This window comes from Streptomyces sp. HPF1205 (assembly GCF_020400825.1).
In the GTDB taxonomy this organism is placed as follows: Bacteria; Actinomycetota; Actinomycetes; order Streptomycetales; family Streptomycetaceae; genus Actinacidiphila.
The window spans coordinates 326,796-349,942 of record NZ_JAINVH010000003.1; the positions used below are offsets into that span (position 1 = coordinate 326,796).

General features: G+C 74.5%; 27 protein-coding genes. 11 read left to right on the plus strand and 16 right to left on the minus strand.

The genetic code is table 11. The annotated features are described in order from the left end of the window. The first annotated feature begins 38 nt into the window (after window positions 1-38). The 5 genes from K7G61_RS05460 (at window position 39) to K7G61_RS05480 (ending at window position 3,032) form a co-directional block, all read left to right on the plus strand. Window positions 39-1,466, plus strand: a complete 1,428-nt coding sequence (locus tag K7G61_RS05460; protein ID WP_225845450.1) for a trehalose-6-phosphate synthase — start codon at window positions 39-41, stop codon at window positions 1,464-1,466. Between the two features lie 40 nt (window positions 1,467-1,506). Further along, complete coding sequence (locus tag K7G61_RS05465) at window positions 1,507-1,881, plus strand: type II toxin-antitoxin system RelE/ParE family toxin (protein WP_225845451.1); 375 nt, start codon at window positions 1,507-1,509, stop codon at window positions 1,879-1,881. After that, a complete protein-coding gene (locus K7G61_RS05470; protein WP_225845452.1) occupies window positions 1,878-2,228 on the plus strand; it encodes a helix-turn-helix domain-containing protein in 351 nt (116 codons plus the stop codon). Before K7G61_RS05465 ends, K7G61_RS05470 begins: the two co-directional genes overlap by 4 nt. Window positions 2,229-2,385: 157 nt before the next feature. Continuing rightward, window positions 2,386-2,640 (plus strand): hypothetical protein, encoded by a 255-nt coding sequence (locus K7G61_RS05475; RefSeq protein ID WP_225845453.1) that lies wholly within the window; start codon window positions 2,386-2,388, stop codon window positions 2,638-2,640. Continuing rightward, complete coding sequence (locus K7G61_RS05480) at window positions 2,640-3,032, plus strand: DNA-binding protein (RefSeq protein WP_225845454.1); 393 nt, start codon at window positions 2,640-2,642, stop codon at window positions 3,030-3,032. The genes K7G61_RS05475 and K7G61_RS05480 overlap by 1 nt, the downstream gene beginning before the upstream one ends. A gap of 5 nt (window positions 3,033-3,037) precedes the next feature. Here K7G61_RS05480 and otsB read toward each other — a convergent pair whose 3' ends face one another. From otsB to K7G61_RS05495, 3 genes are all read right to left on the minus strand, one after another. Further along, window positions 3,038-3,886: a trehalose-phosphatase gene (gene otsB / locus K7G61_RS05485; RefSeq protein ID WP_225845455.1), complete on the minus strand. Its 849-nt coding sequence runs from the start codon at window positions 3,884-3,886 to the stop codon at window positions 3,038-3,040. 94 nt (window positions 3,887-3,980) lie between these two features. Beyond that, window positions 3,981-4,217 (minus strand): DUF3263 domain-containing protein, encoded by a 237-nt coding sequence (locus K7G61_RS05490; protein ID WP_225845456.1) that lies wholly within the window; start codon window positions 4,215-4,217, stop codon window positions 3,981-3,983. 49 nt (window positions 4,218-4,266) lie between these two features. Continuing rightward, window positions 4,267-5,538, minus strand: coding sequence for an extracellular solute-binding protein (locus K7G61_RS05495; protein WP_225845458.1), 1,272 nt, complete (start codon window positions 5,536-5,538; stop codon window positions 4,267-4,269). A 203-nt stretch (window positions 5,539-5,741) separates the two neighbouring features. Here K7G61_RS05495 and K7G61_RS05500 point away from each other — a divergent pair, with 203 nt between their 5' ends. The 3 genes from K7G61_RS05500 to K7G61_RS05510 all read left to right on the plus strand — a co-directional run bounded on the left by K7G61_RS05500 (window position 5,742) and on the right by K7G61_RS05510 (window position 8,900). After that, window positions 5,742-6,671: an ROK family protein gene (locus K7G61_RS05500; RefSeq protein WP_225845460.1), complete on the plus strand. Its 930-nt coding sequence runs from the start codon at window positions 5,742-5,744 to the stop codon at window positions 6,669-6,671. Further along, window positions 6,671-7,831: an N-acetylglucosamine-6-phosphate deacetylase gene (gene nagA, locus K7G61_RS05505; RefSeq protein ID WP_225845461.1), complete on the plus strand. Its 1,161-nt coding sequence runs from the start codon at window positions 6,671-6,673 to the stop codon at window positions 7,829-7,831. Before K7G61_RS05500 ends, nagA begins: the two co-directional genes overlap by 1 nt. Before the next feature lie 130 nt (window positions 7,832-7,961). Next, entirely contained in the window at window positions 7,962-8,900 is a 939-nt protein-coding gene (locus tag K7G61_RS05510; protein WP_225845462.1) for a 1-phosphofructokinase family hexose kinase, read from the plus strand. 98 nt (window positions 8,901-8,998) lie between these two features. Here K7G61_RS05510 and K7G61_RS05515 read toward each other — a convergent pair whose 3' ends face one another. Then, complete coding sequence (locus K7G61_RS05515; RefSeq protein ID WP_225845464.1) at window positions 8,999-9,997, minus strand: CBM35 domain-containing protein; 999 nt, start codon at window positions 9,995-9,997, stop codon at window positions 8,999-9,001. 225 nt (window positions 9,998-10,222) lie between these two features. Here K7G61_RS05515 and K7G61_RS05520 point away from each other — a divergent pair, with 225 nt between their 5' ends. Continuing rightward, on the plus strand, window positions 10,223-11,176 hold the full coding sequence (locus K7G61_RS05520; RefSeq protein ID WP_225845581.1) for an SAM-dependent methyltransferase: 954 nt from the start codon (window positions 10,223-10,225) through the stop codon (window positions 11,174-11,176). 24 nt (window positions 11,177-11,200) lie between these two features. Here the strand turns inward: K7G61_RS05520 and K7G61_RS05525 are convergent, their stop codons facing one another. Then, window positions 11,201-12,172 (minus strand): NAD-dependent epimerase/dehydratase family protein, encoded by a 972-nt coding sequence (locus tag K7G61_RS05525; protein WP_225845465.1) that lies wholly within the window; start codon window positions 12,170-12,172, stop codon window positions 11,201-11,203. 218 nt (window positions 12,173-12,390) lie between these two features. On the opposite strand from K7G61_RS05525, the gene K7G61_RS05530 reads away from it, so the two are divergent. Next, a complete protein-coding gene (locus K7G61_RS05530) occupies window positions 12,391-13,533 on the plus strand; it encodes an NADH-quinone oxidoreductase subunit D (RefSeq protein ID WP_225845467.1) in 1,143 nt (380 codons plus the stop codon). Window positions 13,534-13,580: 47 nt separating this feature from the next. Here the strand turns inward: K7G61_RS05530 and K7G61_RS05535 are convergent, their stop codons facing one another. Genes K7G61_RS05535 through K7G61_RS05550 form a run of 4 tightly spaced genes read right to left on the minus strand, consistent with a single transcriptional unit; the run spans window position 13,581 to window position 17,446 of the window. Then, window positions 13,581-14,678, minus strand: coding sequence for a hypothetical protein (locus K7G61_RS05535; RefSeq protein WP_225845469.1), 1,098 nt, complete (start codon window positions 14,676-14,678; stop codon window positions 13,581-13,583). Window positions 14,679-14,727: 49 nt separating this feature from the next. Beyond that, window positions 14,728-15,840, minus strand: coding sequence for an ABC transporter substrate-binding protein (locus tag K7G61_RS05540; protein ID WP_225845471.1), 1,113 nt, complete (start codon window positions 15,838-15,840; stop codon window positions 14,728-14,730). Next, window positions 15,837-16,541, minus strand: a complete 705-nt coding sequence (locus tag K7G61_RS05545; RefSeq protein WP_225845472.1) for an ABC transporter permease — start codon at window positions 16,539-16,541, stop codon at window positions 15,837-15,839. The genes K7G61_RS05540 and K7G61_RS05545 overlap by 4 nt, the downstream gene beginning before the upstream one ends. Beyond that, window positions 16,538-17,446 carry an ABC transporter permease gene (locus tag K7G61_RS05550; protein ID WP_225845473.1) on the minus strand — a complete coding sequence of 303 codons (909 nt, stop codon included), beginning with the start codon at window positions 17,444-17,446 and terminating at the stop codon, window positions 16,538-16,540. Before K7G61_RS05550 ends, K7G61_RS05545 begins: the two co-directional genes overlap by 4 nt. A 150-nt stretch (window positions 17,447-17,596) precedes the next feature. Here K7G61_RS05550 and K7G61_RS05555 point away from each other — a divergent pair, with 150 nt between their 5' ends. Further along, window positions 17,597-18,751 (plus strand): ATP-binding cassette domain-containing protein, encoded by a 1,155-nt coding sequence (locus K7G61_RS05555; RefSeq protein WP_225845474.1) that lies wholly within the window; start codon window positions 17,597-17,599, stop codon window positions 18,749-18,751. A 25-nt stretch (window positions 18,752-18,776) separates the two neighbouring features. Here K7G61_RS05555 and K7G61_RS05560 read toward each other — a convergent pair whose 3' ends face one another. The 7 genes from K7G61_RS05560 to folP all read right to left on the minus strand — a co-directional run bounded on the left by K7G61_RS05560 (window position 18,777) and on the right by folP (window position 23,094). Beyond that, window positions 18,777-19,229 carry a rhodanese-like domain-containing protein gene (locus K7G61_RS05560; protein ID WP_374204063.1) on the minus strand — a complete coding sequence of 151 codons (453 nt, stop codon included), beginning with the start codon at window positions 19,227-19,229 and terminating at the stop codon, window positions 18,777-18,779. A gap of 2 nt (window positions 19,230-19,231) precedes the next feature. Beyond that, window positions 19,232-19,765 carry a cysteine dioxygenase gene (locus tag K7G61_RS05565; protein WP_225845476.1) on the minus strand — a complete coding sequence of 178 codons (534 nt, stop codon included), beginning with the start codon at window positions 19,763-19,765 and terminating at the stop codon, window positions 19,232-19,234. Between the two features lie 302 nt (window positions 19,766-20,067). Further along, window positions 20,068-20,568: a DUF3180 domain-containing protein gene (locus K7G61_RS05570; RefSeq protein WP_225845477.1), complete on the minus strand. Its 501-nt coding sequence runs from the start codon at window positions 20,566-20,568 to the stop codon at window positions 20,068-20,070. 68 nt (window positions 20,569-20,636) lie between these two features. Further along, window positions 20,637-21,389, minus strand: coding sequence for a 2-amino-4-hydroxy-6-hydroxymethyldihydropteridine diphosphokinase (gene folK / locus K7G61_RS05575; protein WP_263983950.1), 753 nt, complete (start codon window positions 21,387-21,389; stop codon window positions 20,637-20,639). Then, window positions 21,275-21,634: a dihydroneopterin aldolase gene (folB, locus tag K7G61_RS05580; protein WP_225845479.1), complete on the minus strand. Its 360-nt coding sequence runs from the start codon at window positions 21,632-21,634 to the stop codon at window positions 21,275-21,277. Before folB ends, folK begins: the two co-directional genes overlap by 115 nt. A 132-nt stretch (window positions 21,635-21,766) precedes the next feature. Next, on the minus strand, window positions 21,767-22,255 hold the full coding sequence (locus K7G61_RS05585; RefSeq protein WP_225845480.1) for a nuclear transport factor 2 family protein: 489 nt from the start codon (window positions 22,253-22,255) through the stop codon (window positions 21,767-21,769). Then, the gene (folP, locus tag K7G61_RS05590; protein WP_225845582.1) at window positions 22,252-23,094 is read right to left on the minus strand and encodes a dihydropteroate synthase; all 843 of its coding nucleotides are present in this window, start codon (window positions 23,092-23,094) and stop codon (window positions 22,252-22,254) included. Before folP ends, K7G61_RS05585 begins: the two co-directional genes overlap by 4 nt. Between the last annotated feature and the right edge of the window lie 53 nt (window positions 23,095-23,147).

Here is a 23,147-nt window from a genome sequence, read left to right on the forward strand (position 1 = left end):
GACGTTTGAGAACGCTTCCGCGGGGCTAGGCTCGCGGCATGGCGGATTCGCGCGCTGCCCGCATCCTGGTCGCTTCGAACAGGGGGCCGGTTTCGTACTCGGTGGCCGGTGACGGAACCCTGGAGAAGAAGCGGGGTGGGGGCGGACTCGTATCGGGGCTGAGCGCGATCGGTCCGGACGCGGACGCGGTGTGGGTGTGCGCCGCGCTGTCCGACGGCGACCGCGAGGCGGTGCGGCAGGGGGTCGGCGAGCCCGGTTCGCGGATGATCGCGGTGCCGCCCGAGGTGTTCGGCGCCGCGTACAACGGGATCGCGAACTCGGTGCTGTGGTTCGTGCACCACATGCTGTACCAGACCCCGCTGGAGCCGGTCTTCGACGAGGACTTCCGCGACCAGTGGGCGTCGTACGAGGCGTACAACGCGGCCTTCGCAGACGCGCTGGCCGAGGAGGCGGCGCGGGAAGCGGCCGTGCTGGTGCAGGACTACCACCTGGCGCTGGTGCCCGCGATGCTGCGCGAGCGCCGCCCGGACCTGCGCGTCGGGCACTTCTCGCACACCCCGTGGGCGCCGCCGGACTACTTCCGGCTGCTGCCGGACGACGTGGCCGCTCAGGTGCTGACCGGCATCCTGGGCGCGGACCGGGCCGGCTTCCTGACCCGGCGCTGGGCGGGCGCCTTCGCCGACTGCTGCGCGGCCGTGCTCGGGGCGTCGGTCTCGGACGACGGCGGGACGCTCACCGTCACCCACGAGGGCCGGACCACCGTGCTGGGGGTGCACGGCCTCGGCGCGGACGGCGACTTCCTGCGCGAGCGGGCGCACCGGCCGGACGTGGCCGAGCGGATGGAGGCGCTGCGCGCCGAGACCGGTCCCGGCCGCAGGCTGATCGTGCGGGTGGACCGTACCGAGCTGTCCAAGAACATCGTGCGCGGCCTGCTGGCGTACCGGCAGCTCCTGCACGACCACCCCGGCTGGCGCAGCCGCGTGGTGCACGTGGCCTTCGCCTACCCCTCGCGCCAGGACCTGGCCCTGTACCGGGACTACACCGCCGAGGTCTCCCGGCTGGCCGAGCGGATCAACGCGGAGTACGGCACCGCCGACTGGACCCCGGTCCTGCTCAAGGTCGACGACGACTTCCCGCGCTCGCTGGCCGCGTACCGGCTGGCCGACGTGGCCCTGGTCAACCCCATCCGCGACGGGATGAACCTGGTCGCCAAGGAGGTGCCGGTCGTCTCGGACCACGGCGTGGCCCTGGTGCTGTCGCGCGAGGCGGGCGCGTTCGCGGAGCTCGGCGAGGACGCGATCACCGTCAACCCGTACGACATCCGGGCCACCGCGGCCGCCCTCAACACGGCCCTGACCCTGCCCGAGGCCGAACGCGCCGCCCGCACCAAACGCCTCGCCGACGCGGCGACCGCCCTCCCGCCCTCCCGCTGGTTCCTCGACCAGCTGCGGGCGCTGGGGGGATGATCGAGTCCCGGCGGTATGCAGTTTTTTGTATAGTGCGGCCGTGAGCACCCCGTGGCATATCGAGATCGAGCCAGAGGTCCGCCACTGGCTGGAACTCCTGTCGGATGCCCAGTACGACAAGGCCGAACGGGCCGCGGACATGCTGGCTGCACGGCCGACGACCCTGGCGGAGCCGTACGCCCGGCATCTGGGCCGCAAGGTGCGGGAATTACGCTTCACGATGGACGGCAACGCCGTTCGGATCACCTACTGGCTCGCGCCCGATCGCCGCATCGTGCTGTTGACGGTGTTCCGCAAGACCCGGCAGCGTGAAACCGCGGAGGTCGAGCGAGCCCAGCAAGCCCAGAAGATGTGCGAGGCCGAGCACGGTCCGGCGGAGCACCGATACGAGCGGACCAAGGAGGAGGGTTCGTGAACCACTCGCAGTGGAAGACCCGCCGCACGCGCAGGCTTCTGGGCGAAACCGTGGAAGAGTCCGCCGCCTACGTCGAGGCGGGCCAGGCGTTCGCGCTCGGCCAAGCCGTTTACGACCGCCGAACCGCCCTGGGTCTTTCGCAGACCGAACTGGCCCGGCGCGCGGGAATGACCCAGCCGCAGATCTCCACCATCGAGGGCGGTGACTCGGTGCCGACCCTCACCCTGCTGACGCGCCTGGCCAAGGCACTGGACGCCTCCTTGACGATCGACCTCGACAACGACGAGTCGTCCTTCGTGTTCACCCCACACGTACCGGACGACGGCCGGCCCTCCTCGGCTGCCTGAACCGGCCCCGGCCGCAGGCCGAACGCGCCGCCCGCACCAAACGCCTCGCCGACGCGGCGACCGCCCTCCCGCCCTCCCGCTGGTTCCTCGACCAGCTGCGGGCGCTGACAGGATGATCAAAGCTTGAATTTTTCCTACCGTTGGTAGCATTTGAGGCATGAGCGGAGTCAAGAAGTACTCGATCAGCCTGCCGGAGGGTCTCGCCGAGGCTGCGCGCCGGCATGTAGGTGCCGGGGGGTTCTCGGCGTACGTCGCCGAAGCCCTCGAGCACAAGGTGGCGATGGACAAGCTCGGCGAGATCGTGGCGGATTTCGAGGTCGACAATGATCCGCTGACCGAAGAAGAGGTCGAAGCGGCTCGGGCCGTACTGCGCCACGACCACCGCAAGGCCACCGACCGGAACGCCGCTTGATGCCCGGCACGCTCATGCTGGACTGTGAAGGCCTGTCCAAGCTCTACGGTAAAGACCGATTCGTCGCATCGCTGATCCTGGCCGCGCAGCGGGAGGGCATACGTGTGGCGACCACCGCCATGACCACCCTTGAAGCGGATTACGCAAGGGTCCACCCGGCCCGCATCAAGTGGGTGCTCTCCCGCGTGGACGTCCACGACGTCACCCGCGAGAGCGCCGACCGTGCCGCCGAACTCCTGCGGGCGAACGGCCTGCACGGGCACGAGTACGCCATCGACGCCGTCTTCGCCGCGATCGCCCGCGACTGCCCGCCCCCGGTCACCGTCCTGACCTCCGACCCGCAGGACCTCACCCTCCTGTGCGGTCCCGCCGTCGAGATCGTCAAGGTCTGAGCCCGTCAGCCCAGCGCGTCCGCGAGGGCGTTCAGGAGGGCGACGATGCCCTCGGGGCCGGGGACGGCGAGGTCGGCCCGGTCCAGCAGCTCGCGGGGGGTCTCGGGGGTGCCGGCGCTGGCCACCAGCACGCCGGCCATGCCCTTGCCGCGCAGGTCCTCCACGGCCCCGTAGGCCGCGAGGTCGCCGAGGTCGTCGCCCCCGTACAGCACCGCGTCGGCGCCGACCTCCCGCAGGTAGGCGGACAGGGCGACGCCCTTGTCGACGCCGGGCGGCCGCAGTTCCAGCACGTAGCGGCCGGGCTCGACCATCAGGTCGTGGCGCCGGGCCAGCTCGGCCAGCGGCTCGCGCAGGGCCGCGAAGGCGGCGTCGGGGTCCTCGGTACGCCGGGTGTGGACGGCGACGGCCCGCCCTCCCTTGTCCTCGATCCAGGTGCCGCGCCAGGCGCCGATCCGGTCGAGGAAGCCGGGCAGTTCCGCGCGCACGGCGGTGACCCCGGGGTGGTCGCCGGGGGTGCGGACCTCGCCGGTGCGCGCGTCCCACCGCTCGGCGCCGTAGTGGCCCAGTACGACCATGTGGTCCAGCCCGGGCACCCCGGCGAAGCCGCCGTAGCGCACCGCGACCCCGGCGGGGCGGCCGGTGACCACGGCGACGGCGGCCAGGCGCGGGGCCAGGCGGGCCAGCGCGGGGGCCGCGCCCGGGAGCGCGCGGGCCTGCTCGGGGTCGGCGACGATCGGGGCGAGGGTGCCGTCGAAGTCGAGGGCGACCACCGCGCGTTCGGGGTGCGCCAGCAGTGCGGCCAGGCCCTCCTTCCCCTCGGGCGTGTGCGGGCTGAGGATGTCGGCGGGTCCCATGCCGTCGACCTTACTCGCGCGGTGCCCGGTGCACCGACGGCGCACGGTCGCAGATCCCGGCGGGCGGGCCCGAGGGCCCGGGCCGGGATCCGCCTCAGTCGCGTTCGGCCCGGCCGCGGTCGCGTTCGCGGCGCAGGCGGGCGACGGTCACGGGGTCGTACCGCAGTGCCCTGGGGTCGTCGAGCAGGGCGTTGAGGAGCTGGAAGTAGGCGGTCGGCGACAGGCCGAGCCGCTCGCGGACCGCCCGCTCGCGCGGCCCCGGGCCGGTGAAGGCGCAGGCCGCGAGGTCGAGCACGGCGCGGTCCCGCGCCGACAGTTCCTCAGCGGTCACCGCCACCTCCCGGTCGCCTTCCCGGTCGCCTCGCCACCGGGCGGCCAGCCTACTTCGCCGCGTCCGCCGACTGCGCGAACCGCTGCAGGTTGCTCAGCACCTGCTTGGGGTCGGTGTGGACGGCCTGGCCGATCGTCTTCTTGACCTGGTCGCTGACCGGACCCCACGACGTCTTGTCGACCGGGTAGAAGACGGCCTCGGGCAGCAGGTTGAGGAACTGGACGAGGTCGTGGTCCTTGGGGTTCGTGCGCATGGCCTCCGACGCGGTGGTGGTCACCGGCAGCAGCCCGTACTCGTCGAGGAACCTGACGGAGTTCTTCTCCTGGTAGACGAACGTCAGGAACTTGCCGTCGGCGTCGAGGTTGCCGTTCTGCTTGAAGGCCATCATCCAGTCGGCGACGCCCAGGGTGTCGGAGCTCGGGCCGGTCCTGCCCGGCAGCGGGACCACGCCGACCTCGATGCCGGCCGCCTTGGCCTGCGCGAGCAGGGTGGGGTGGCCGTTGATCATGCCGGCCTTGCCGGCCAGGAAGGCGGCGAAGACGTCGCGGCGGTTGGTCGCCGCCGGGTCGCCGGGGCCGACCAGCTTGGCGTCGACCAGGTTCTTCTTCACCCAGGCGAGGGCCTGGACGTTGGCGGCCGAGTCGAAGGTGTAGCTGCCGACGGTGTCGGTGTAGCCGCCCTGCGCGCCCAGCATCCACATCAGCGCCTCGGCCTGCGCCTCCTCGGGGCCCAGCGGCAGCCCGTAGGGCATCCGCACGCCGTGCGCCTTGAGTTCGACGGCGTCTTCCTTGACGTCGTGCCAGGTCTGCGGGGCCTTGGTGATGCCGGCCTTGCGGAAGAGCTTCTTGTTGTAGAAGAACATCCGGGAGCTGGAGACCCACGGTATGCCGTACTGGACGTGGTTGACCGAGCCCGCGACGGCCAGCGAGGGGATGAAGTCGGCCTGCATGCTGACCGGGAAGAGGTCGTCGGCGCTGTAGAGCTGGTCCTTGGCCGCGTAGGCCGCGTACGAGCCGATCTGAGCGATGTCGGGCGCCCGGCCGGCCTTGACCATCGCGGCGACCTTGTCGTCCACGTGGTCCCAGTCGACGACTTCCACGTCGACCTTGATGTGCGGGTTGTCCGCCTCGAAGGAACGCGCCATGTCGTCCCAGTACTTGGTGGAGCTGTTGCCGGTCTTCGGGTCGCCGTAGTCGGCGGCGACCACGTGCAGGGTGACGTTGTGGCTCAGCGGTGAACTGCCGCCGCAGCCGCTCAGGGTACCGATCGCCAGAACGGAAGAAAGGCCGGCCGCCGCCAGCCCCAGAAGTCTTCGCTGCACCCTTACCGCCTTTGTGACCGCGCCGAACCGCCTTACCCGGCACAGGGGACGTACGCATGTGGAAGCGCCGAGTCTCCCATACCTTTCCCCAAGGTCTACACCACGGGTGATATCGCTTCGGTATCGGGGGGGCACGGTTGCCCGGAGCTTCGGCCGACGAGTGGACTAGACCTTTATGGGGGTGGCACGGGAGACTGTCCCCCGTGAGACATGTCATCGCCCTCGATGTGGGCGGCACGGGGATGAAGGCCGCCCTCGTCGCCGCGGACGGCACGCTGCTGCACCGGGCACGCCGCCCCACCGGCCGGGAGCGCGGCCCGCGGGCCGTGGTGGCCGGGATCCTCGACTTCGCCGCCTCCCTGCGCGAGCACGGCCTGCGCGAGTACGGCGAGAGCGCCGCCGCGGCGGGCGTCGCCGTTCCCGGCATCGTCGACGAGGCGGACGGCGTCGCCGTGTACGCGGCCAACCTGGGCTGGCGGGACGTGCCGCTGCGTTCGGCGCTCGCCGAGCGGCTCGGCCTGCCGGTGGCGCTGGGCCACGACGTGCGCGCCGGCGGGCTCGCCGAGGGCCGGATGGGGGCGGGCCGCGGCGCGGACCGCTTCCTGTTCGTGGCGCTGGGCACCGGGATCGCCGGGGCCATCGGCATCGGCGGCCGGATCGAGGCGGGCGCGCACGGCTGCGCGGGCGAGATCGGGCACATCGTGGTGCGGCCGGACGGGCCCGCGTGCGGCTGCGGGCAGCGCGGCTGCCTGGAGGCGCTCGCCTCGGCCGGCGCGGTCTCGCGCGCCTGGGCGGCGGCCACCGGGGACCCGGACGCGGACGCCGCGGGCTGCGCGCGGGCCGTCGAGGCCGGCGACCCCCGCGCGCTGCCGGTCTGGCACGAGGCGGTGGACGCGCTCGCGGCCGGCCTGGTCACCGGTCTCACCCTGCTCGACCCCCGGGTGATCGTCGTCGGCGGCGGCCTGGCCGAGGCCGGCGACACCCTCTTCGAACCGCTGCGGGCGGCCGTCGGGGAACGGGTCACCTTCCAGCAACTGCCCCTGATCGTCCCCGCCGCTCTCGGGGACACCGCCGGCTGCCTGGGCGCGGGCCTGCTCGCCTGGGATCTCGTCTCCGTGGAGGTAAGCGCCTGATGGCCCCCGTATCGACAACGCAGCGCACGGTGCTGGCGGGGGCCCGTGTGGTCCTGCCGTCAGGCGTGGTGGAGGGCGGCCGGATCACGGTCGAGGGCACCGCGATCGTGGCCGACGAGCCGGCCGAGCGGGCCACCCACGACATGGCCGGCCGCGGGTACACGATCGTCCCCGGCTTCGTGGACATCCACAACCACGGCGGCGGCGGCGCCTCGTTCACCTCCGGCACCGCCGAGGAGGTCCTCACCGCGGTGCGCACCCACCGCGAGCACGGCACGACGACCGTGGTGGCCTCCACCGTCACCGAGTCGCCGGCCGCCCTGGCCCGCCAGGCCGGGCTGCTGTCCGAACTCGCCGAGCAGGGCGACCTGGCGGGCATCCACTACGAGGGCCCGTTCATCTCGCCGTGCCGCAAGGGCGCGCACGACGAAGGGCTGCTTCGCCACCCCGACCCGGCCGAGGTCCTGGAACTCGTCAAGGCCGCGCGCGGGCAGGCCCGGATGCTCACGCTGGCCGCGGAGCTGCCCGGCGGCATCGAGTCGGTGCGGCTGCTTGCCGGGCTCGGGGTGATCGCCGCGATCGGCCACACCGACGCCACGTACGAGCAGACCCGCGAGGCCATCGACGCGGGCGCCACCGTGGCCACCCACCTGTTCAACGCGATGCCGCCGCTCCAGCACCGGCAGCCCGGGCCGATCGCCGCGCTGCTGGAGGACGAGCGGGTCACCGTGGAGCTGATCAACGACGGCACCCACCTGCACCCCGCCGTCCTCCAGTTGGCCTGCCGGGGCGCCGGACCGGACCGGATCGCCTTCATCACCGACGCCATGGACGCGGCCGGGTTCGGCGACGGGATGTACGACCTGGGCCCGATGAAGGTCGAGGTGCGCGAGGGCGTGGCGCGGCTGGTGGAGGGCGGCTCGATCGCCGGGTCCACGCTCACCCTGGACACCGCCTTCAAGCGGGCGGTGACGCTCGACGGCATCTCCCTGGCCGACGCGGTGCGCGCCGTGTCGGCCACCCCGGCGCGGCTGCTGGGCATGGCGGACCGGATCGGCTCGCTGGAGCCGGGCAAGGACGCGGACCTGGTGGTCCTTGACGCGGCGTTCGACCTGGTGGGTGTCATGCGCAAGGGCGAGTGGGTGGTACGTCCGGCGTAGTACGCCCGCCCGGCCCCCGGCCCGCGGAAGCGGACTTCCGCCGTATTACGGGCAGTCATGTCGTCAACAGGTGGGTAAAGGCGGTCGGCCCGGTCTGGGCCGACCGCCGTGTCTTTGCCATCATCAACGGGTGATCATCACCGTCACGCTGAACGCCGCGCTGGACGTGACCTACCGGGTCGCCTCCTTGCGCCCCCATGCCACCCACCGGGTCCTCGACACCGCGGAACGGCCCGGCGGCAAAGGCATCAACGCGGCCCGGGTGCTGGCCGCGCTCGGCCGGCACGCGGTCGTCACCGGGTTCGCCGGGGGCGCGGCGGGCGACGAGCTGCGCCGCCGGCTGGCCGAGGTGCCGTACGCCGAGCGGATCACCGACGCGCTGGTGCCGATCGCCGGATCCACCCGCCGCACGGTCGGCGTGGTCGACGAGCGGACCGGGGACACCACGATGTTCAACGAGGCCGGTCCGACCGTCACGACGGCCGAGTGGGCGCGGTTCCTGGCCGCCTACCGCGAGCTGCTGGCCTCGGGCGAGGCCAGGGCGGTCGCGCTGTGCGGCAGCCTGCCGCCGGGCCTGCCGGTCGGCGCCTATGCCGAACTGGTGCGCGAGGCCCGCGCGGCCGGCGTCTACGCCCTGCTGGACACCAGCGGCGAGCCGCTGCGCCGCGGGCTGGCCGCCCGCCCGGACCTGATCAAGCCCAACGCCGAGGAACTGCGGGCGCTGACCGGCATGTCGGAGCCCGCCAGGGCCGCCCAGGTGGCCCGGCGCCGCGGCGCCCGCGCGGTGGCCGTCTCGCTGGGCCCCGACGGCATGCTCGCGGTCACCGACGAGGGCGAGTGGCAGGCCGCGCCGCCGGGCGGGCGGCTGTCCGGCAATCCCGCGGGCGCCGGCGACTCGGCGGTGGCCGGCCTGCTGTCCGGACTCGCCGACGGCCTGTCCTGGCCGGACCGCCTGGCCCGGGCGGTCGCCGTCTCGGCGGCGACGGTGCTGGCCCCGGCGGCCGGGGAGTACGACCGCGCGGCCTACGAGCGGCTGCTGACCCGGGTGCGGGTGGGGGCGCCGGTGTGAGGCCCGCGCCCCGGCCCGCCCGTACCCGGCCTGCTCCGTGACCGGGTTTACTTCGTGACCCGGCTTGCTCCGTGACCCGGCTTACTTCGTGACCCGGCCTACTTCGTGACCTGGCCCTGCTTGAGCCACACCTGGTCGAGGTTCACCCCGCACTGCTGGTTCGGCCCGCAGGCCAGGGTGAGGGTGTTGGGGCCCTTCTTCAGGTTCAGCCAGTTGTAGGTGTGGTTGTCCCACGCCTTGGACCAGTCGGTGTAGTGGCCGTAGTTCCTCAGGTTCACCGGGTCGGTGCGGGGCGTGCCGTTGACGACCAGGGTGAGGTTGGCGTCGGCGCCCGCGTTGCCGTAGCTGATGAACAGCGTGTACGGGCCGTCCTCCGGCACCGTAACGTTCCAGGTCGCCGAGGCGCCCACCGCGGTCATGTGGTCCACGTAGGTGCCGCCCGCCGCGTTGGCGCCCGGCCACTGGGTGCTGGTCTGGGCGCCGCCGGCCAGCGTGAGGGTGGCCGCGTCGACCGGCTTGGAGGCGAACGGCGTCGGCGCCGCGGACGGGGTCGGCTGCGTGCTCGGCGCGGTCGAGGTGGCGGGCGCGGTGGTGGGGTGGGTGTCCGCGGTGTTCTTCTTGCCGCTGTCGCCCGAGCCGTTCACCACCGCGACGGTGATGCCGATCGCCACGGCCGCGACGACTGCCACGGCCGCGATGAGCAGGCCCTTGCGGTTCGGGGCCGGCGGGCCGTCCTGGTACCCGCGGCGACCGCCGCCGCCGGGGGGCTGCTGCTGCGGCGCGGTGTACTCGCGGGTGCCGTACGGCTGCTCCTGCCCGTAGCCCTGCTGCTGCCCGTACTGCTGCTGCGGGTAGCCGTAACCGCCCTGCTGCTGCGGGTAGCCGTACCCGCCCTGCTGCCCGGCGCCCGGCTGCGGGACGCGGCGCTCGCCGACCCGCTGCACCTGGTTGTACGAGGTGCGCGGCACGCGCGGCGTGGCCTGGCCGGGGCCCTGCCCCTGGTACTGGGCGGGGTCGGGCTGCTCACCGCCGTCGGACCGGTAGAGATACGCGAACGGGTCGTCGTTCTCCGGGGTGCCGTCGTGTCCGGCCGTCATCCGCTGTCCACTCCCTCGTACTGCCTTGCGGACCACACACCGCGCGGATCCGCCGCGGCCTGTGGTATCCGGAACCCTACCGGCCCCGGGTGACACACCGCCCCGGTTCTGGGACGTGCCGCGGGGCGCCTCGGGTTCCCCGCGAGGGCGCCTTGTGACCGGGCCCACCCGCCGTGACCTACCGTTGGCACGGTGTCCGACCCGTACGTGCGCTGGCGCGAGGCCATGGAGCGGGCCCTGTACGGGCCCGGCGGGTTCTTCCTGCGCGAGTCCCCCGCGGCCCACTTCCGCACCTCCGTCCACGCCTCGCCGCTGTTCGCCGCCGCGGTCGCCCGCCTGCTGCTGCGCGTGGACGACGCGCTGGGCCGGCCCGGCCCCCTGGACTTCGTGGACATGGCCGCCGGGCGCGGCGAGCTGTCCGCCGCCGTCCTGGCGGCCGTCGGGCCGGGGCCGGCCGCGCGGCTGCGGGTCTTCGCCGTCGAGCGGGCGCCGCGCCCCGGCGGCCTCGACCCGCGCGTCACCTGGACCGCGCGGCCGCCGGCGGGAGTACGGGGCCTGCTGCTGGCCAACGAGTGGCTCGACAACGTGCCCCTGGACGTGGCCCGGGCCGGCCGGGACGGGACACCGCGCTACGTGCTGGTCCGGCCGGACGGCGGGGAACGGCTCGGCGGCCGCCTCGACCCGCGCGACGAGGAGTGGCTGAGCCGGTGGTGGCAGGCTCCCGCCGGGGGCGCGTGGCGGGCGGAGATCGGCGCCTCCCGCGACGACGCCTGGGGCCGCGCCCTCGGCCACGTGCGCGAGGGGCTGGCCGTCGCCGTCGACTACGGCCACACAGCGGCGGCCCGGCCCCCGTACGGCACCCTCACCGGCTACCGGGCCGGCCGCCAGGTCGCGCCCGTCCCGGACGGCTCCTGCGACCTGACCGCCCACGTGGCCCTGGACTCCCTCCCCGGCGGCGGCGCCCTCGTCCCCCAGCGCGACGCCCTGCGCGCCCTCGGCCTGTCCGCCGCCCGCCCGCCGCTCGCCCTGGCCACGACGGACCCGGCGGCCTACGTACGGGCGCTCTCAGCCGCCTCCCACGCCGCCGAGCTGACCGACCCGTCCGGCCTGGGCTCCTTCACCTGGGTCGCCACGCCGATGGGGGCCGCGTGCGCGGGGCTGCTCGGCGGGAGTACGTGAGCCGAGCGGCGGCGCCGGCGCTCCTCACAGGCGCGCCAGCACCGCCGCCTCCTTGTCACGTGCGAGGCCCGGGGCCGGGCGGTCCGGGCGCAGGGGCGGGGGGCCGGGGAGGGAGCGGAGCCAGTCCCATGTGTCGCGGACGGTCTCGGTCACGGGGCGGCACCTCAGGCCGGCCGCGAGGGCCTTGCCGACGTCGCCGCGGTGCACCGACTCGTACAGCTCGCCCGGCGGCAGCCAGACCGGCAGATCCGTCCAGCCCTCGATCCCCGCCTCCGTGATCACCTCGGGGTCCGCCCAGCGCAGGCGCGCCCCTGAGCCGGTGACGTGCGCGCACGCGTCGAGGAGGGCGCCCATGGTGGCGTGGCCCGGCTCGCTGACCAGGTTGTACGGGCCGGAGCGCCGGGCGGCGACGGCGTCGAGCGTCCAGGCGGCCAGATCGCGCACGTCGATGTACTGCAGTTCCAGCTCGCGCGGGCCGGGCGCGAGGACGTCGCCGCCCTCGGCGATGCGGCGCAGCCACCACGGCAGCCGGCCGACGTTCTCCCACGGCCCCAGGACGAGCCCGGCCCGCACCAGCAGCGCCGCGTCCCCGTACGCCTCCAGTGCCGCGAGTTCGCCGCCGCGCTTGACGGCCGCGTAGTCCCCGTCGCCGCCTTCGACGACCGGCGCGGTCTCGTCCAGAGGGGCGGGCACCGGGTAGGCGTAGACGGAGCGGCTGGAGATGTAGGCGTACCGGCCCACCCGGCGGCCGAGGACGGCCGCCGCGTCCGCGACCGCCCGGGGCGGGCCCGACCAGGTGTCGACGACCGCGTCCCACTCCCCGCGGGCCAGGGCGCCCAGGTCACCGGTCGCGCGGTCGCCCGTCAGCACCCGCACGCCCGGCGGGGCAGGGTGGCGGCCGCGGTGGAAGACCGTCACCCGCCACCCCCGCCCCAGCGCCTCCTCGACGACCGCGCGCCCCACGAATTCCGTACCGCCCAGCACCAGAAGATCCATGCCGTCCACCGTGCCCGCCGCGGCCCGTGCCGGGGAAGGCGTCACGCCCTCGGCGGATCCGCTGTGGGCGGACACCGCCGCCGTGGGGTCGGGGCACGAGCGTGCGGCACGTCCGCTTCGGCCGGCCGCGGGCCCGCGGCCGGCCGACGTGCCCGGCCCCCGTACCCGGCCGCGTATCCGCTGACCGCGGGGCGCGGGGGTGCTGAGAGGATGGGGGCATGACGCGGACCACGATCGGGATCGGCGGTGCGGCCGAGGGCACCGACATGGTGCTGAACATCGGGCCGCAGCACCCGTCGACGCACGGCGTGCTGCGGCTGCGCCTGGTGCTGGACGGGGAGCGGATCAGCAGCGCGGAGCCGGTCGTGGGCTACATGCACCGGGGCGCGGAGAAGCTGTTCGAGGCGCGGGACTACCGGCAGATCGTGATGCTGGCCAACCGGCACGACTGGCTGTCGGCGTTCTCCAACGAACTGGGCGTGGTGCTGGCGGTCGAGCGGATGCTCGGCATGGAGGTGCCGGAGCGGGCGGTGTGGCTGCGCACGCTGCTGGCCGAGCTGAACCGGGTGCTGAACCACCTGATGTTCCTGGGCTCGTACCCGCTGGAGCTGGGCGGGATCACGCCGATCTTCTACGCCTTCGCCGAGCGCGAGGAGCTGCAGCACGTGATGGAGGAGGTCTCCGGGGGCCGGATGCACTACATGTTCAACCGGGTCGGGGGGCTGAAAGAGGACCTTCCCGCCGGATGGCTCGGGCGGGCCCGGCACGCGGTCGCCTCGGTCCGGGCCCGGATGGACCGCTTCGACGACCTGGTGCTCGGCAACGAGATCTTCCGCGGCCGCACCCGCGGCATCGGCGTGCTCACGGCCCGGGACGTGCACGGCTTCGGCGTCAGCGGCCCCATCGCCCGCGCCTGCGGCGTCGACTTCGACCTGCGGCGGGACGAGCCGTACCTGGCGTACGGGGAGCTGGGCGGCGTGCTGAAGGTCGCCACCCGTGAGGAGGGCGACTGCCTCGCCCGGTTCGAGGTCCTGCTCGACCAGACGCACAATGCCCTGGACCTGGCCGCCGCCTGCCTGGACCGGCTCGCGGAGCTCCCGCCGGGGCCGGTCAACCAGCGGCTGCCGAAGGTCCTCAAGGCCCCCGAGGGCCACACCTACGCCTGGACCGAGAACCCGCTGGGCATCAACGGCTACTACCTGGTCTCGAAGGGCGACAAGACCCCGTACCGCCTCAAGCTCCGCTCGGCCTCGTTCAACAACGTCCAGGCCCTGACCGTGCTGCTGCCGGGGACCCTCGTGGCGGACATGGTGGCGATCCTGGGCTCGATGTTCTTCGTGGTCGGCGACATCGACAAGTAGCCCCCGGGACGTGCCCGGGGGCGCCGAGAACCGGGCGGCGTGAAGGGCTACGCCTTGGCCCGCAGTTCCCGCATGTCGAGCTGCTCGGTGTCGTCGTGGGCCGTCAGGTCGATGACCTCGGAGGCGGTCGCCTCGGGAGCGGCGGCCCGGTCGTGCTCCCGGGCCGGGCCGGGGGCCGGGCCGCGGTCCTCGGGGCGGGCGGGCCGGGCCCCGGCCTCGGCACCTGGCCCGGTCTCGGCCCCGTCCCCGGCCTCGGCCTCGGGCGCCGGTGCGGGTCCGTCCGTCCCACCGGAGAGGGCGGGCAGTGCGGGGCGCTTGTGGGTGCCGAAGAAGTCGAAGCCGCCGATCGCCCGGTTGCCGGAGGCGTTCGCGGGGCGGGCGGGCTGGGCGTAGGGCAGGACGGCGGCGGCCACCGCCGGGACCAGCCGGTGCTCGCGTACGGGCAGGCCGGCCGGGGTCTTCTGCGCGGCGCCCGGGTCCGGCGCGGCGGGGGCGGCGCCGTCGGCGGCGTGGCGTCCCTGGGGCTCCTCGGGGGCGGCGGCCTCGCGGCGCCGCGCCTCCTCGACGGTCCGCTGGGCCTGCTGCCTCGCCCCGTTGCGCGACAGCGACTTGAGTGCCTCGGCCGCCTTGAGGTACGCGGCGGGCCCGACCGGCTTGGCGCCCGTGGTGAGGGCGAGCTGCTGCCCCGCCGCGCCCTCGATCTGCAGCCTGCGGCGGGCCTCCAGGGCCCGCGCCCGCTCGCTCTCCGCGGTGGCGTACCGCCGCAGCAGGTCCGCGTGCTCGGTGCGCAGCCGGGCCAGCTCCGCCCGCTTGCCGCGCAGCTTCTTCTCCAGCCGCCCGCGGATCTCCCGGGACTCCTCCAGGTCCGTCTCCAGCTCGGCGACCCGCTCGTCGGTGCGCCACTCGTCGCGCACCCGGGCCGCCGTCAGATCGGCGACCTCACGGCCGGCCGACCGGTCCCAGGTGCGGGCCAGCGCCGCGCCCACGCACGCGGCGACCGCCGTGGCCGCGGTGAGCGCGCGGATCACGCCCGTATCACCGAGGAGGAAGGCGGCGGCGGCGAATGCCACGGCGCAGGCCGCGACGGTCAACGGCGGCAGCAACCGGTGCAGTGGCTGGGAATGGCGGTGGCGTCCTCGGGGCATGGCCAGAAATTTAGCGTGCGTCACGCGGCCGTGGGGCGCCGGGGCGGCTTTATTTTCGGGGCCTTTGACCGCCGGACGAGCCGGGGCCCGAATTCCCGCCGCCGCTTCCCCGCGACCGCGTGAGCCCCTTTGACCTCAGGTAGCCGGCCGCGGCGTCGGCGGGCTTGCGCCGCTCGGCGTCCACCTGCTCGTCGAGTGCGGCGAGATCGGCGGTGGTGAGCACGGCGGTGAGCCGGCCGAGGGCGGCGGCGACCTCGGGGGCGCCCGCGTGCGCGGCGTTGACCACGGGCAGCACGTAGTCCGCGTTCTGCAGGTGCTTGTCGTCGGCGAGAGTCACGAGGCCGTACTGGCCGAGGGTGGCGTCGGTGGTCGTGGTGAGCGCCATCTGGTCGGTGCCGTCCTTCACGGCCTGCTTGGCCAGCGGGGTGCCGACGCCTTTGGGGTCGATTCCGGTGATGTCGATGCCGTAGACCGACTTCAACCCCGGTTCACAGAACGGCCGTTCGACGCATTCGTCGCCCGCGGCCAATGTGATCCCGATCTTGGCCGCGCCAAGATCGGAAAGGGTGGTGAGGTGATGGCGCCGGGCGAAGTCCTTGCGTACCGCGAAGGCATTTTGGTCGACGGCTTTGCCCGCCGGGAGAACGCGCAGTCCGCGTGCCGAGGCCAGCCGGGTCAGCGCGGTCACGGTGGCGCGCAGGTCCGGGGAGGCGACCGGCCGCGCGTGCGGTCCGTTCACCTTGGCGCCGAGGAAGTCGGCGAACGTGGCCGCGTACTCCGGCACCACGTCGATCCGCCCCTGCTCCAGCGCCGGTTCGTACAGCTCGCGGTCCTGGAGGGTCCGTACGGAGGTGCGGTAGCCGGCGGCTGCCAGCAGCTTGGCGTACAACTGGGCGAGCACGGCGCTCTCGGTGAACCCGGCGGAGCCGATCACCAGGCTCCCGCGTCCGCCGCCCGCGCCGGGCGAGGCGGAACCGGCGGCCCTGCTCTCCAGGCTGGGGCCCCCGCATCCGGCCGCGGCGGCGGCGCCCGCTCCCGCGGTGAGCACCAGGGCCGCGGCCAGGACCCGCGGCAGGCGGCGCCGCGCCCGCCCGCCGCCTGCGTGCCAACCCGAGGCCCCGCCACCGCGACCGCTTCCGCGTCTCTGGTCGCTCGCGCTCATGGCCTCACGCTCCTCGCGGCGGGGAGTACGGACCGGCGGCGCGGTCGCCGCATCGGGTCGAGCAGCCGCTGCAGGGCCAGGCAGGCCGCCTCGACCAGCAGCGCCAGGACGGCGACCAGCACCGCGCCCGCGACCACCTGGGCGGTGGTCTGCCGGGCGAAACCGGCCGTGATGACGCGGCCGAGTCCGCCGAACCCGGCCATCGCGGCGAGTGTGGCGGTGGCCACCACCTGGACGGTGGCGGATCTGACGCCGGTCCAGATCAGCGGGAAGGCCAGCGGCAGTTCGACGCGCAGCAGCACCTGGCCGCCCGTCATGCCCGCCGCGCGCGCCGCCTCCACCACGTCGGGGTCCACCTCGCGCATCCCCACGTAGGCGTTGGTGAGCAGCGGCGGCACGGCGAACAGCACCAGCGCCGCGATCACCGGCCAGTCGCTGCCGGAGCCGAAGGCGATCAGCAGCAGGGTCAGTACGGCGAAGGTGGGTACGGCGCGGCCGGCGTGGGCGAGGGTGACGGCGACGGCGCCGCCCCTGCCGTAGTGGCCGAGGACGAGGGCGACGGGCAGCGCGATCGCCAGCGCGAGGCCGAGCGAGACGCCGGTGAAGTACAGGTGCTCGCCCAGCCGGTGCGTCACGCCGTCGGTCCCCGACCAGTGGGCGCGGGTGGTGAGCCAGTGCCAGGCCCCGCCGGCCGCGTTCACGGCGCCACCGCCCCTTCGGCAGCGTCGGCACCGTCGGCCTCCGCCGCGCGGCCCGGTGCCGCGGGCCCGGCCTCCGCCGTACGGCCGCGGCGGCGGTGGGTCCACGGGGTCAGCAGCCACTGGACGCCGAGCAGCAGCGCGTCGGCCGCCAGCGCCAGGACGACGCAGAGCACGGAGGCGGCCAGTACCTGCGCCCTGAAATTCCGGTTGATGCCGTCGACCAGGAGATTGCCGAGCCCCCCGTAATCGATGATCGCCCCGACCGTGGTGAGGGCGACGGTGGAAACGGTGGCGATACGCACTCCGGCCATCACGGCGGGCAGGGCGAGCGGGAGTTCGACGGCGAACAGCAGCCGGGTCGGCCCGTATCCAAGCGCCCGAGCGGATTCGGTGACATCGGCGGGAACCGCGCGCAGCCCGGCCAGGACATTGCGCACCAGAATGGTCAGGGAATACAGCACCAGCCCGGTGACGACGAGCGAGGGCGAGATTCCGTAGACCGGGAGCAGCAGCGAGAACATCGCCAGGGACGGAATGGTGTAGAGCACGGTCGTGACCGCCAGCACCGGGCCGGCCAGCGATCGCAGGCGGCGGGCGACCAGCGCCAGCGGGAAGGCGATGAGCAGGCCCAACGCCACCGAGGCGGCCGTGATCCACAGGTGCTGCACGGTGGCGTCGGCGAGTTCCTGGCGGTATTCGCGCAGGTAGCGGCCGCAGATCCAGGCGTTCGCCGTCAGGCAGTTTTCCGGGCCGCCGCCGGTCGCGCCGACCGCGGGAGGGCCGGGAATCCCGGACGCGGCGGGAGCCCCGGGAATTCCGGAAATCTTGGCGATCCCGCGAATTCCATGAGCGGGAATCGCGGCGACCCCGCCGGTGCCGTGAACCGCCAACGGCGTGACGGCCATTCGAGTTCACCTCCCGTGACGTCCCGCCCGTACTGTCCGTGGCGGCGAGCCTAACCCCGGCCGGCCGGAATCCCGCCGTTCGCCATACCGTCGGACGAGTCGGACGAAAATCCCGGCGCGGCCGGTAACGGAGGGTACGATCCGGTGCCCGTGATTCGTTTCGAGAACGTCGGCAAGCGTTATCCCGACGGCACCGCCGCCGTGCGGGACCTGTCGTTCGAGGTCGGGGCGGGAGAGCTGGTCACGCTCGTCGGGCCGTCGGGCTGCGGCAAGACCACCACCATGAAGATGGTCAACCGGCTCATCGAGCCGACGTCCGGGCGGATCCTCCTGGACGGCGAGGACATCGCCGGGATGGAGCCGGTCGCGCTGCGGCGGCGGATCGGGTACGTGATCCAGCAGTCGGGCCTGTTCCCGCACCGGTCGGTGCTGGAGAACACCGCGACGGTGCCCGCGCTGCTCGGCTGGAAGAAGGCCGCCGCCCGGGCCCGGGCCGCGGAACTGCTGGACCTGGTGGGCCTGGACCCGCGGACCTTCGGGCCGCGCTACCCCGACCAGCTCTCCGGCGGGCAGCGGCAGCGGGTCGGCGTGGCGCGGGCGCTGGCCGCCGACCCGCCGGTGCTGCTGATGGACGAGCCGTTCGGCGCCGTGGACCCGGTGGTGCGCGAGCGGCTGCAGACGGAGTTCCACGCGCTCCAGTCGCGGCTGCGCAAGACCGTCCTGTTCGTCACCCACGACATCGAGGAGGCGGTCCGGCTCGGCGACCGCATCGCCGTCTACGGGGACGGCCGGATCGAGCAGTACGACCGGCCGGCGGCCGTGCTGGGAGCGCCCGCGACGCCGTACGTGGCGCGGTTCGTGGGCGCCGACCGCGGTCTGAAGCGGCTGTCGGTCACCGCCGTGGAGCCCTCCGACCTTCAGCAGCCGCCCACCGTGCGCCTCGACGACCCGGTCGGCCGCGCGGCGGACGCGCTGGCCGCGCTGGGCTCGCGCTGGGCGGTGGTCCTGGACGCGGCGGGCGCGCTGCACGGCTGGGTGCCGGCCGAGGCGCTCGTCCCGGCGGGCGGCGGCACCGTCCGCGACCACGCCCGGCGGATGGAGGCGTGGGTGCCCGTCGGGGCCTCGCTGAAGCGGGCGTTCAGCACGATGCTCCAGTACGACGCCGGGTGGGTGGCCGTGGTCGACGGCTCCCGTTTCCTCGGCGTGCTCACCCCGGGCCGGCTGCACGAGGCGCTGCGCCGATCGGTGGGCGCGGACTCCTCGGGGGCGCGGCGGGAGGACGTGCGGATCGAGTCGGTGGGGTGAGCCGGCGGGGTGAGGACCGGTGTGGTCAGTCGCCGTCCGGTACGTGCGGGCCGGCCGCGATGTGCGGGGTGGGGGTGGTCGCGGTGCCGTCCGGCGGGGTGACCGGCAGGCCGGCCGCGCGCCACGCCTGGAAGCCGCCGGTCAGGTCGGTGGCGCGGGTCAGACCCAGGGCGTGCAGGGAGGCGGCGGCCAGCGAGGAGGCGTAGCCCTCGTTGCAGAAGACCACGATCCGCAGGTCGTGGCCGGTGGCCTGGGGGATGCGGTGCGTGCCCAGCGGGTCGAGCCGCCATTCGAGCTCGTTGCGTTCGACGATGACGGCGCCCGGCACGGTGCCGTCGCGGTCGCGCAGGGCACCGTAGCGGATGTCGACGAGCAGGGCGCCCTTGGCGGCGGCCCGTGCGGCCTCGGCGGGGGTCAGCCGATCCAGGCCCTCGCGTACGGCGGCCAGCAGGTCGTCGACGGAACGCGGCGTGGTCACCGTCACCACTCCTCGGGGCGCTCGACCAGCTCAAGCCGCAAGGTGGCGCCCTGGCGACTGTAGCGGCGGATCAGCGGGAGCGGCGGGTAGTAGGCGTGGACGGAGACGGCGTGGACGCTCCCGGACCGGTTGACGACCTGGTGGACGTGGCCCCGGCCGAACGCCCGGCCGCCGCCCTCCGGCAGGATCCGCTCGCGGTCGACGCCGTCGGCCAGTTCCAGCGCGCGCCAGCCCTCGGTGGGGATCGGGACGGCCAGCGACTGCTCGGTCAGCTCGCCCGCGGCGGTCACGAAGACGCCGTACGAGCCGCCGTGGTCGTGCCAGCCGGTCTCGGCGCCGGGCGGCCAGCCGATCAGCCACGCCTCGGCCCCGCCGGGGCCTTCCAGGCGGATCCAGCTGCGTCCTTCGGGGTCCAGCGGGAGGCGAGCGACCAGGTCCCGGTCGGCGGCCGCGGCGCGGGCGAAGTCGAGCAGGTCGGCGGCGGTGGGGGCGGTCGCCGAGACGGAAGCGGTCGCGGGTGACGTGGTGTGCGGCAAGGGGTACCAACCCGGGTGAGGTCGCGTCGCCGCCGGCTGCCGTCCGCGGGCCGCGGCTACGGGCGCGGGACGGCGGATGTGCGGCTCGGGCGGACGCGAGGGTGAACGGTGGGCCGGAGGCGCGCTCGGCTCAGCGCGCGGCCGTACACACGCAGCCCGCGTACCGGACGAGGTCCAGATGGACCCTCCGGTGCAGTCGCAGGCTCTTTCCGTTCACGCCGGAACGCAATCACGCGCGGTGGGCGGAGGTCAAGTCGCGGCACCCGGCCGGCCGCCTCCCGCCCCCGCGCCGGGGCCCGGGTTCAGCGGGTGCGGCCGTGGTGGAGGCGGCCGGGCGGATGGGGGTCCTGGTCGTCGGGGAGCTTGCAGACGCGTTCGAGGAAGATGGCCGCGGCGACGACGGCGACGCCCGCGAGGAAGGCGAGGCCGGAGTAGACCGCCTGGTGGCGGCGGGGGACCATGTCGAGCTTGTACATGATGAGGTAGACGCAGGCGCCCCCGTACAGTCCGGAGACGACGGCGGCGACAAGGGCGCTGGCCTGGCCGAAGACGACCGCGCGGGCGGCGGCGAGGGGGTCGACGCCCTTGGCGCCCGGGCGGCGTTCGCGCTGCGCCTTCAGACGGGCGCGCAGCGACAGGGCCGTGGCGAACAGGGCGACCGCGATGAGGGCCAGCACGATGGGCGCGGCGACGGGCACGCCCGGCAGGGTGCCGACGTGGTCCCACAGGTGCGCCACCGCCCATGAGAGGACCAGGGCGATCACGAACAGCCCCACCAGCGTCCTGATCCGCAGCGTCCTCACCTGGTGCCCGCCTCCGCCTTCTGCTGTCTCACGCCGTCCGCGCCGTTCCCGCCGTGTCCCCTCAACGATTACTCCGGCAGCCGGAGTTCCACGTCGGTGCGGCGCACCACCCCCTGGTCCGCCACCGCGGCCCGCAGGTCCGCGACGGGGCCGTGCCCGGGGAGCACGGCCGCGGGATCCACGTCGTACCACGGTACGAGGACGAAGGCGCGCTCGTGCGCCCGCGGGTGGGGCAGCGTCAGGGCCGGGTCGTCGCTGACCGTGTCCTGGTAGGCGACGATGTCGACGTCGATGGTGCGCGGCCCCCACCGCTCGGTGCGCACCCGCCGGAACGCCTCCTCGATGGCGTGCCCGCGCTCCAGCAGCGCCCGCGGCGGCAGTGTGGTGCGGATCAGGACGACCGCGTTGAAGTAGGCGGCCTGGCTGCCCGGCGGGACGCCCCACGGCTCGGTCTCGTAGACCGGTGAGACGGATTTCACCCGCACCCCGGGGGTGTCCTCCAGCGCGTCGACCGCGCCCTGGAGGGTCTCCAGGCGGTTGCCGAGGTTGCCGCCGAGGGCGATCACCGCGGTCCTCGGGTTCTGCAGCGTGCTGTCGGCGGCGTCGACGCGGGCCACGACGGCGGCCGGCACGGGCTGCACGGTCGGGTCCACGGCGGGCAGCTCGGACTCGTCGGGGAAGGGCGCGAACTCGGGCGACTCGGAACTCACGGGCGCCTCCGGGTGATGGTCACGGTCACGTCGTCGAAGGGCACGGTGATCGGGGCGTCCGGCTTGTGGACCGTCACCTCCACCTCCTCGACCGCCTCGTGCCCGAGGCAGGTGTCGGCGATGCGCTGGGCCAGGGTCTCGATCAGGTCGACCGGTTCGCCGGAGACGATCGCGGCGACCTCCTCGGCGACCACACCGTAGTGCACGGTCCGCTCCAGGTCGTCGCTCGCCGCGGCGGCGGAGGTGTCCAGGCCCAGCACGAGGTCGACGACGAAGATCTGGCCGTTCTCCCGCTCGTGGCTGAACACTCCGTGGTGGCCGCGGACCCTCAGGCCGCGCAGGGTGACACGATCCACGTACTCACTCGCTTTCCGCCGTTCGCCCGCGCCGGGCTTCGTTCGCCGCCCGCCGGGCGGGCCCTTCCACCGCCCGCCGGGCGGGCCCCGTACGCCCCCGGCGTACCCGAGGGCCCGGGGGACCAATCCACGTCACAGGGCCGGTTCGTCCGTGCCGCCGTCGCCGCCGTCCTCCGCGCCGGTCTCGTCCTCGTCGGCGAGCACCGGGGAGCCGTGGTGGACCCACAGCCGCCACCCGGCGGAGGTGCGGCGGAAGACGTTCGTCGCCACCACCAGGCCGCCCACCAGGGAGCCGGCCGAGCCGTCGTCCTCGGCGGGGCCGCCGGTGAGGATGTTCTCGGTGCAGGTCACCAGGGCGGTGTCGCCGTCGACGGCGACCTCCACGTCGGTGAGGAAGAACTGGATGTACTCGGTGTTGGCCATGATCAGCGCGTAGGAGCGCATGACCTCGCGCCGGCCGCGCAGCACCGGCCAGCCGGGGTGCACGACGGAGACGGACTCGGCCAGCGGGCCGGTGAGGACGATGTGCTCCAGGGCGTCCAGGTCCGAGGTCTCCACGGCGTCGTAGAACGCCTGGTTGGCCGCCTCCACGGCCCGCGTCTCCGCGGTACGCGCGGTCACCGCGCGGCCCCGCCTCGCGCGCCGCCCGCGTCCGGTCCGCCGGCCCCGGGCCGCTCCAGCGCCCGTGCCACCCGTACCGCGTCGGCGCTGGCCCGCACCTCGTGCACGCGCACCGCCCAGGCGCCCTCGCGGGCGGCGATGGCGGTGACGGCCGCGGTGGCCGCGTCGCGCTCGCGGGCCGGCGGCGGGTCGCCGCCCTCGCCGGCCAGCACCCGGCCGAGGAAGCGCTTGCGGGAGGCGGCGACCAGCAGCGGCCGGCCGAGCGCCCGCAGCTCGGGCAGGTGGGCCAGCAGGGTCAGGTCGTGGCCGGCGTCCTTGGCGAAGCCCAGGCCCGGGTCGACGACGATCCGTTCGGGCGCGATGCCGCCGCCGACCGCCCGCTCCAGGCCGGTCCGCAGTTCGGCGAGCACCTCGGCGAGCACGTCGCCGTAGACCGCCCGGTTGTTCATGTCGATGCTCTGGCCGCGCCAGTGCATGACGACGAAGGGCACGCCGGCCGCGGCCACCACGGGCACCATCGCGGGGTCGGCGAGGCCGCCGCTGACGTCGTTGACCAGCCGGGCGCCGGCCGCCAAGGCCCGCTCGGCGACGGACGCGCGCATGGTGTCGACGCTGACCAGGACGCCGGCCGCGGCGAGTTCGCGGACGACGGGCACCACGCGGCGCAGCTCCTCGGCCTCGTCGACCCGGGCCGCGCCGGGCCGGGTGGACTCGCCGCCGACGTCCACCAGGTCCGCGCCCTGCGCCACCAGGTCCAGGCCGTGCTTGACGGCCAGTTCGGGGTCGAACCACTGCCCGCCGTCGGAGAAGGAGTCGGGCGTGACGTTGACCACGCCCATGACCGCGCAGCGGTCCCACTCCGGCAGCCCCAGCGGCCGGGTGCGGCCCGTGG

What these genes read in the sequence shown, in the direction of transcription:
- K7G61_RS05460 (WP_225845450.1), top strand. Translation starts at nt 39, where the DNA reads ATGGCGGATTCGCGCGCTGCCCGCATCCTGGTCGCTTCGAACAGGGGG.
- K7G61_RS05475 (WP_225845453.1), top strand. Translation starts at nt 2,386, where the DNA reads ATGAGCGGAGTCAAGAAGTACTCGATCAGCCTGCCGGAGGGTCTCGCC.
- K7G61_RS05480 (WP_225845454.1), top strand. Translation starts at nt 2,640, where the DNA reads ATGCCCGGCACGCTCATGCTGGACTGTGAAGGCCTGTCCAAGCTCTAC.
- otsB (WP_225845455.1), bottom strand. Translation starts at nt 3,886, where the DNA reads ATGGGACCCGCCGACATCCTCAGCCCGCACACGCCCGAGGGGAAGGAG.
- nagA (WP_225845461.1), top strand. Translation starts at nt 6,671, where the DNA reads ATGGCCCCCGTATCGACAACGCAGCGCACGGTGCTGGCGGGGGCCCGT.
- K7G61_RS05515 (WP_225845464.1), bottom strand. Translation starts at nt 9,997, where the DNA reads ATGACGGCCGGACACGACGGCACCCCGGAGAACGACGACCCGTTCGCG.
- K7G61_RS05520 (WP_225845581.1), top strand. Translation starts at nt 10,223, where the DNA reads ATGGAGCGGGCCCTGTACGGGCCCGGCGGGTTCTTCCTGCGCGAGTCC.
- K7G61_RS05525 (WP_225845465.1), bottom strand. Translation starts at nt 12,172, where the DNA reads ATGGATCTTCTGGTGCTGGGCGGTACGGAATTCGTGGGGCGCGCGGTC.
- K7G61_RS05530 (WP_225845467.1), top strand. Translation starts at nt 12,391, where the DNA reads ATGACGCGGACCACGATCGGGATCGGCGGTGCGGCCGAGGGCACCGAC.
- K7G61_RS05535 (WP_225845469.1), bottom strand. Translation starts at nt 14,678, where the DNA reads ATGCCCCGAGGACGCCACCGCCATTCCCAGCCACTGCACCGGTTGCTG.
- K7G61_RS05540 (WP_225845471.1), bottom strand. Translation starts at nt 15,840, where the DNA reads ATGAGCGCGAGCGACCAGAGACGCGGAAGCGGTCGCGGTGGCGGGGCC.
- K7G61_RS05550 (WP_225845473.1), bottom strand. Translation starts at nt 17,446, where the DNA reads ATGGCCGTCACGCCGTTGGCGGTTCACGGCACCGGCGGGGTCGCCGCG.
- folP (WP_225845582.1), bottom strand. Translation starts at nt 23,094, where the DNA reads ATGGGCGTGGTCAACGTCACGCCCGACTCCTTCTCCGACGGCGGGCAG.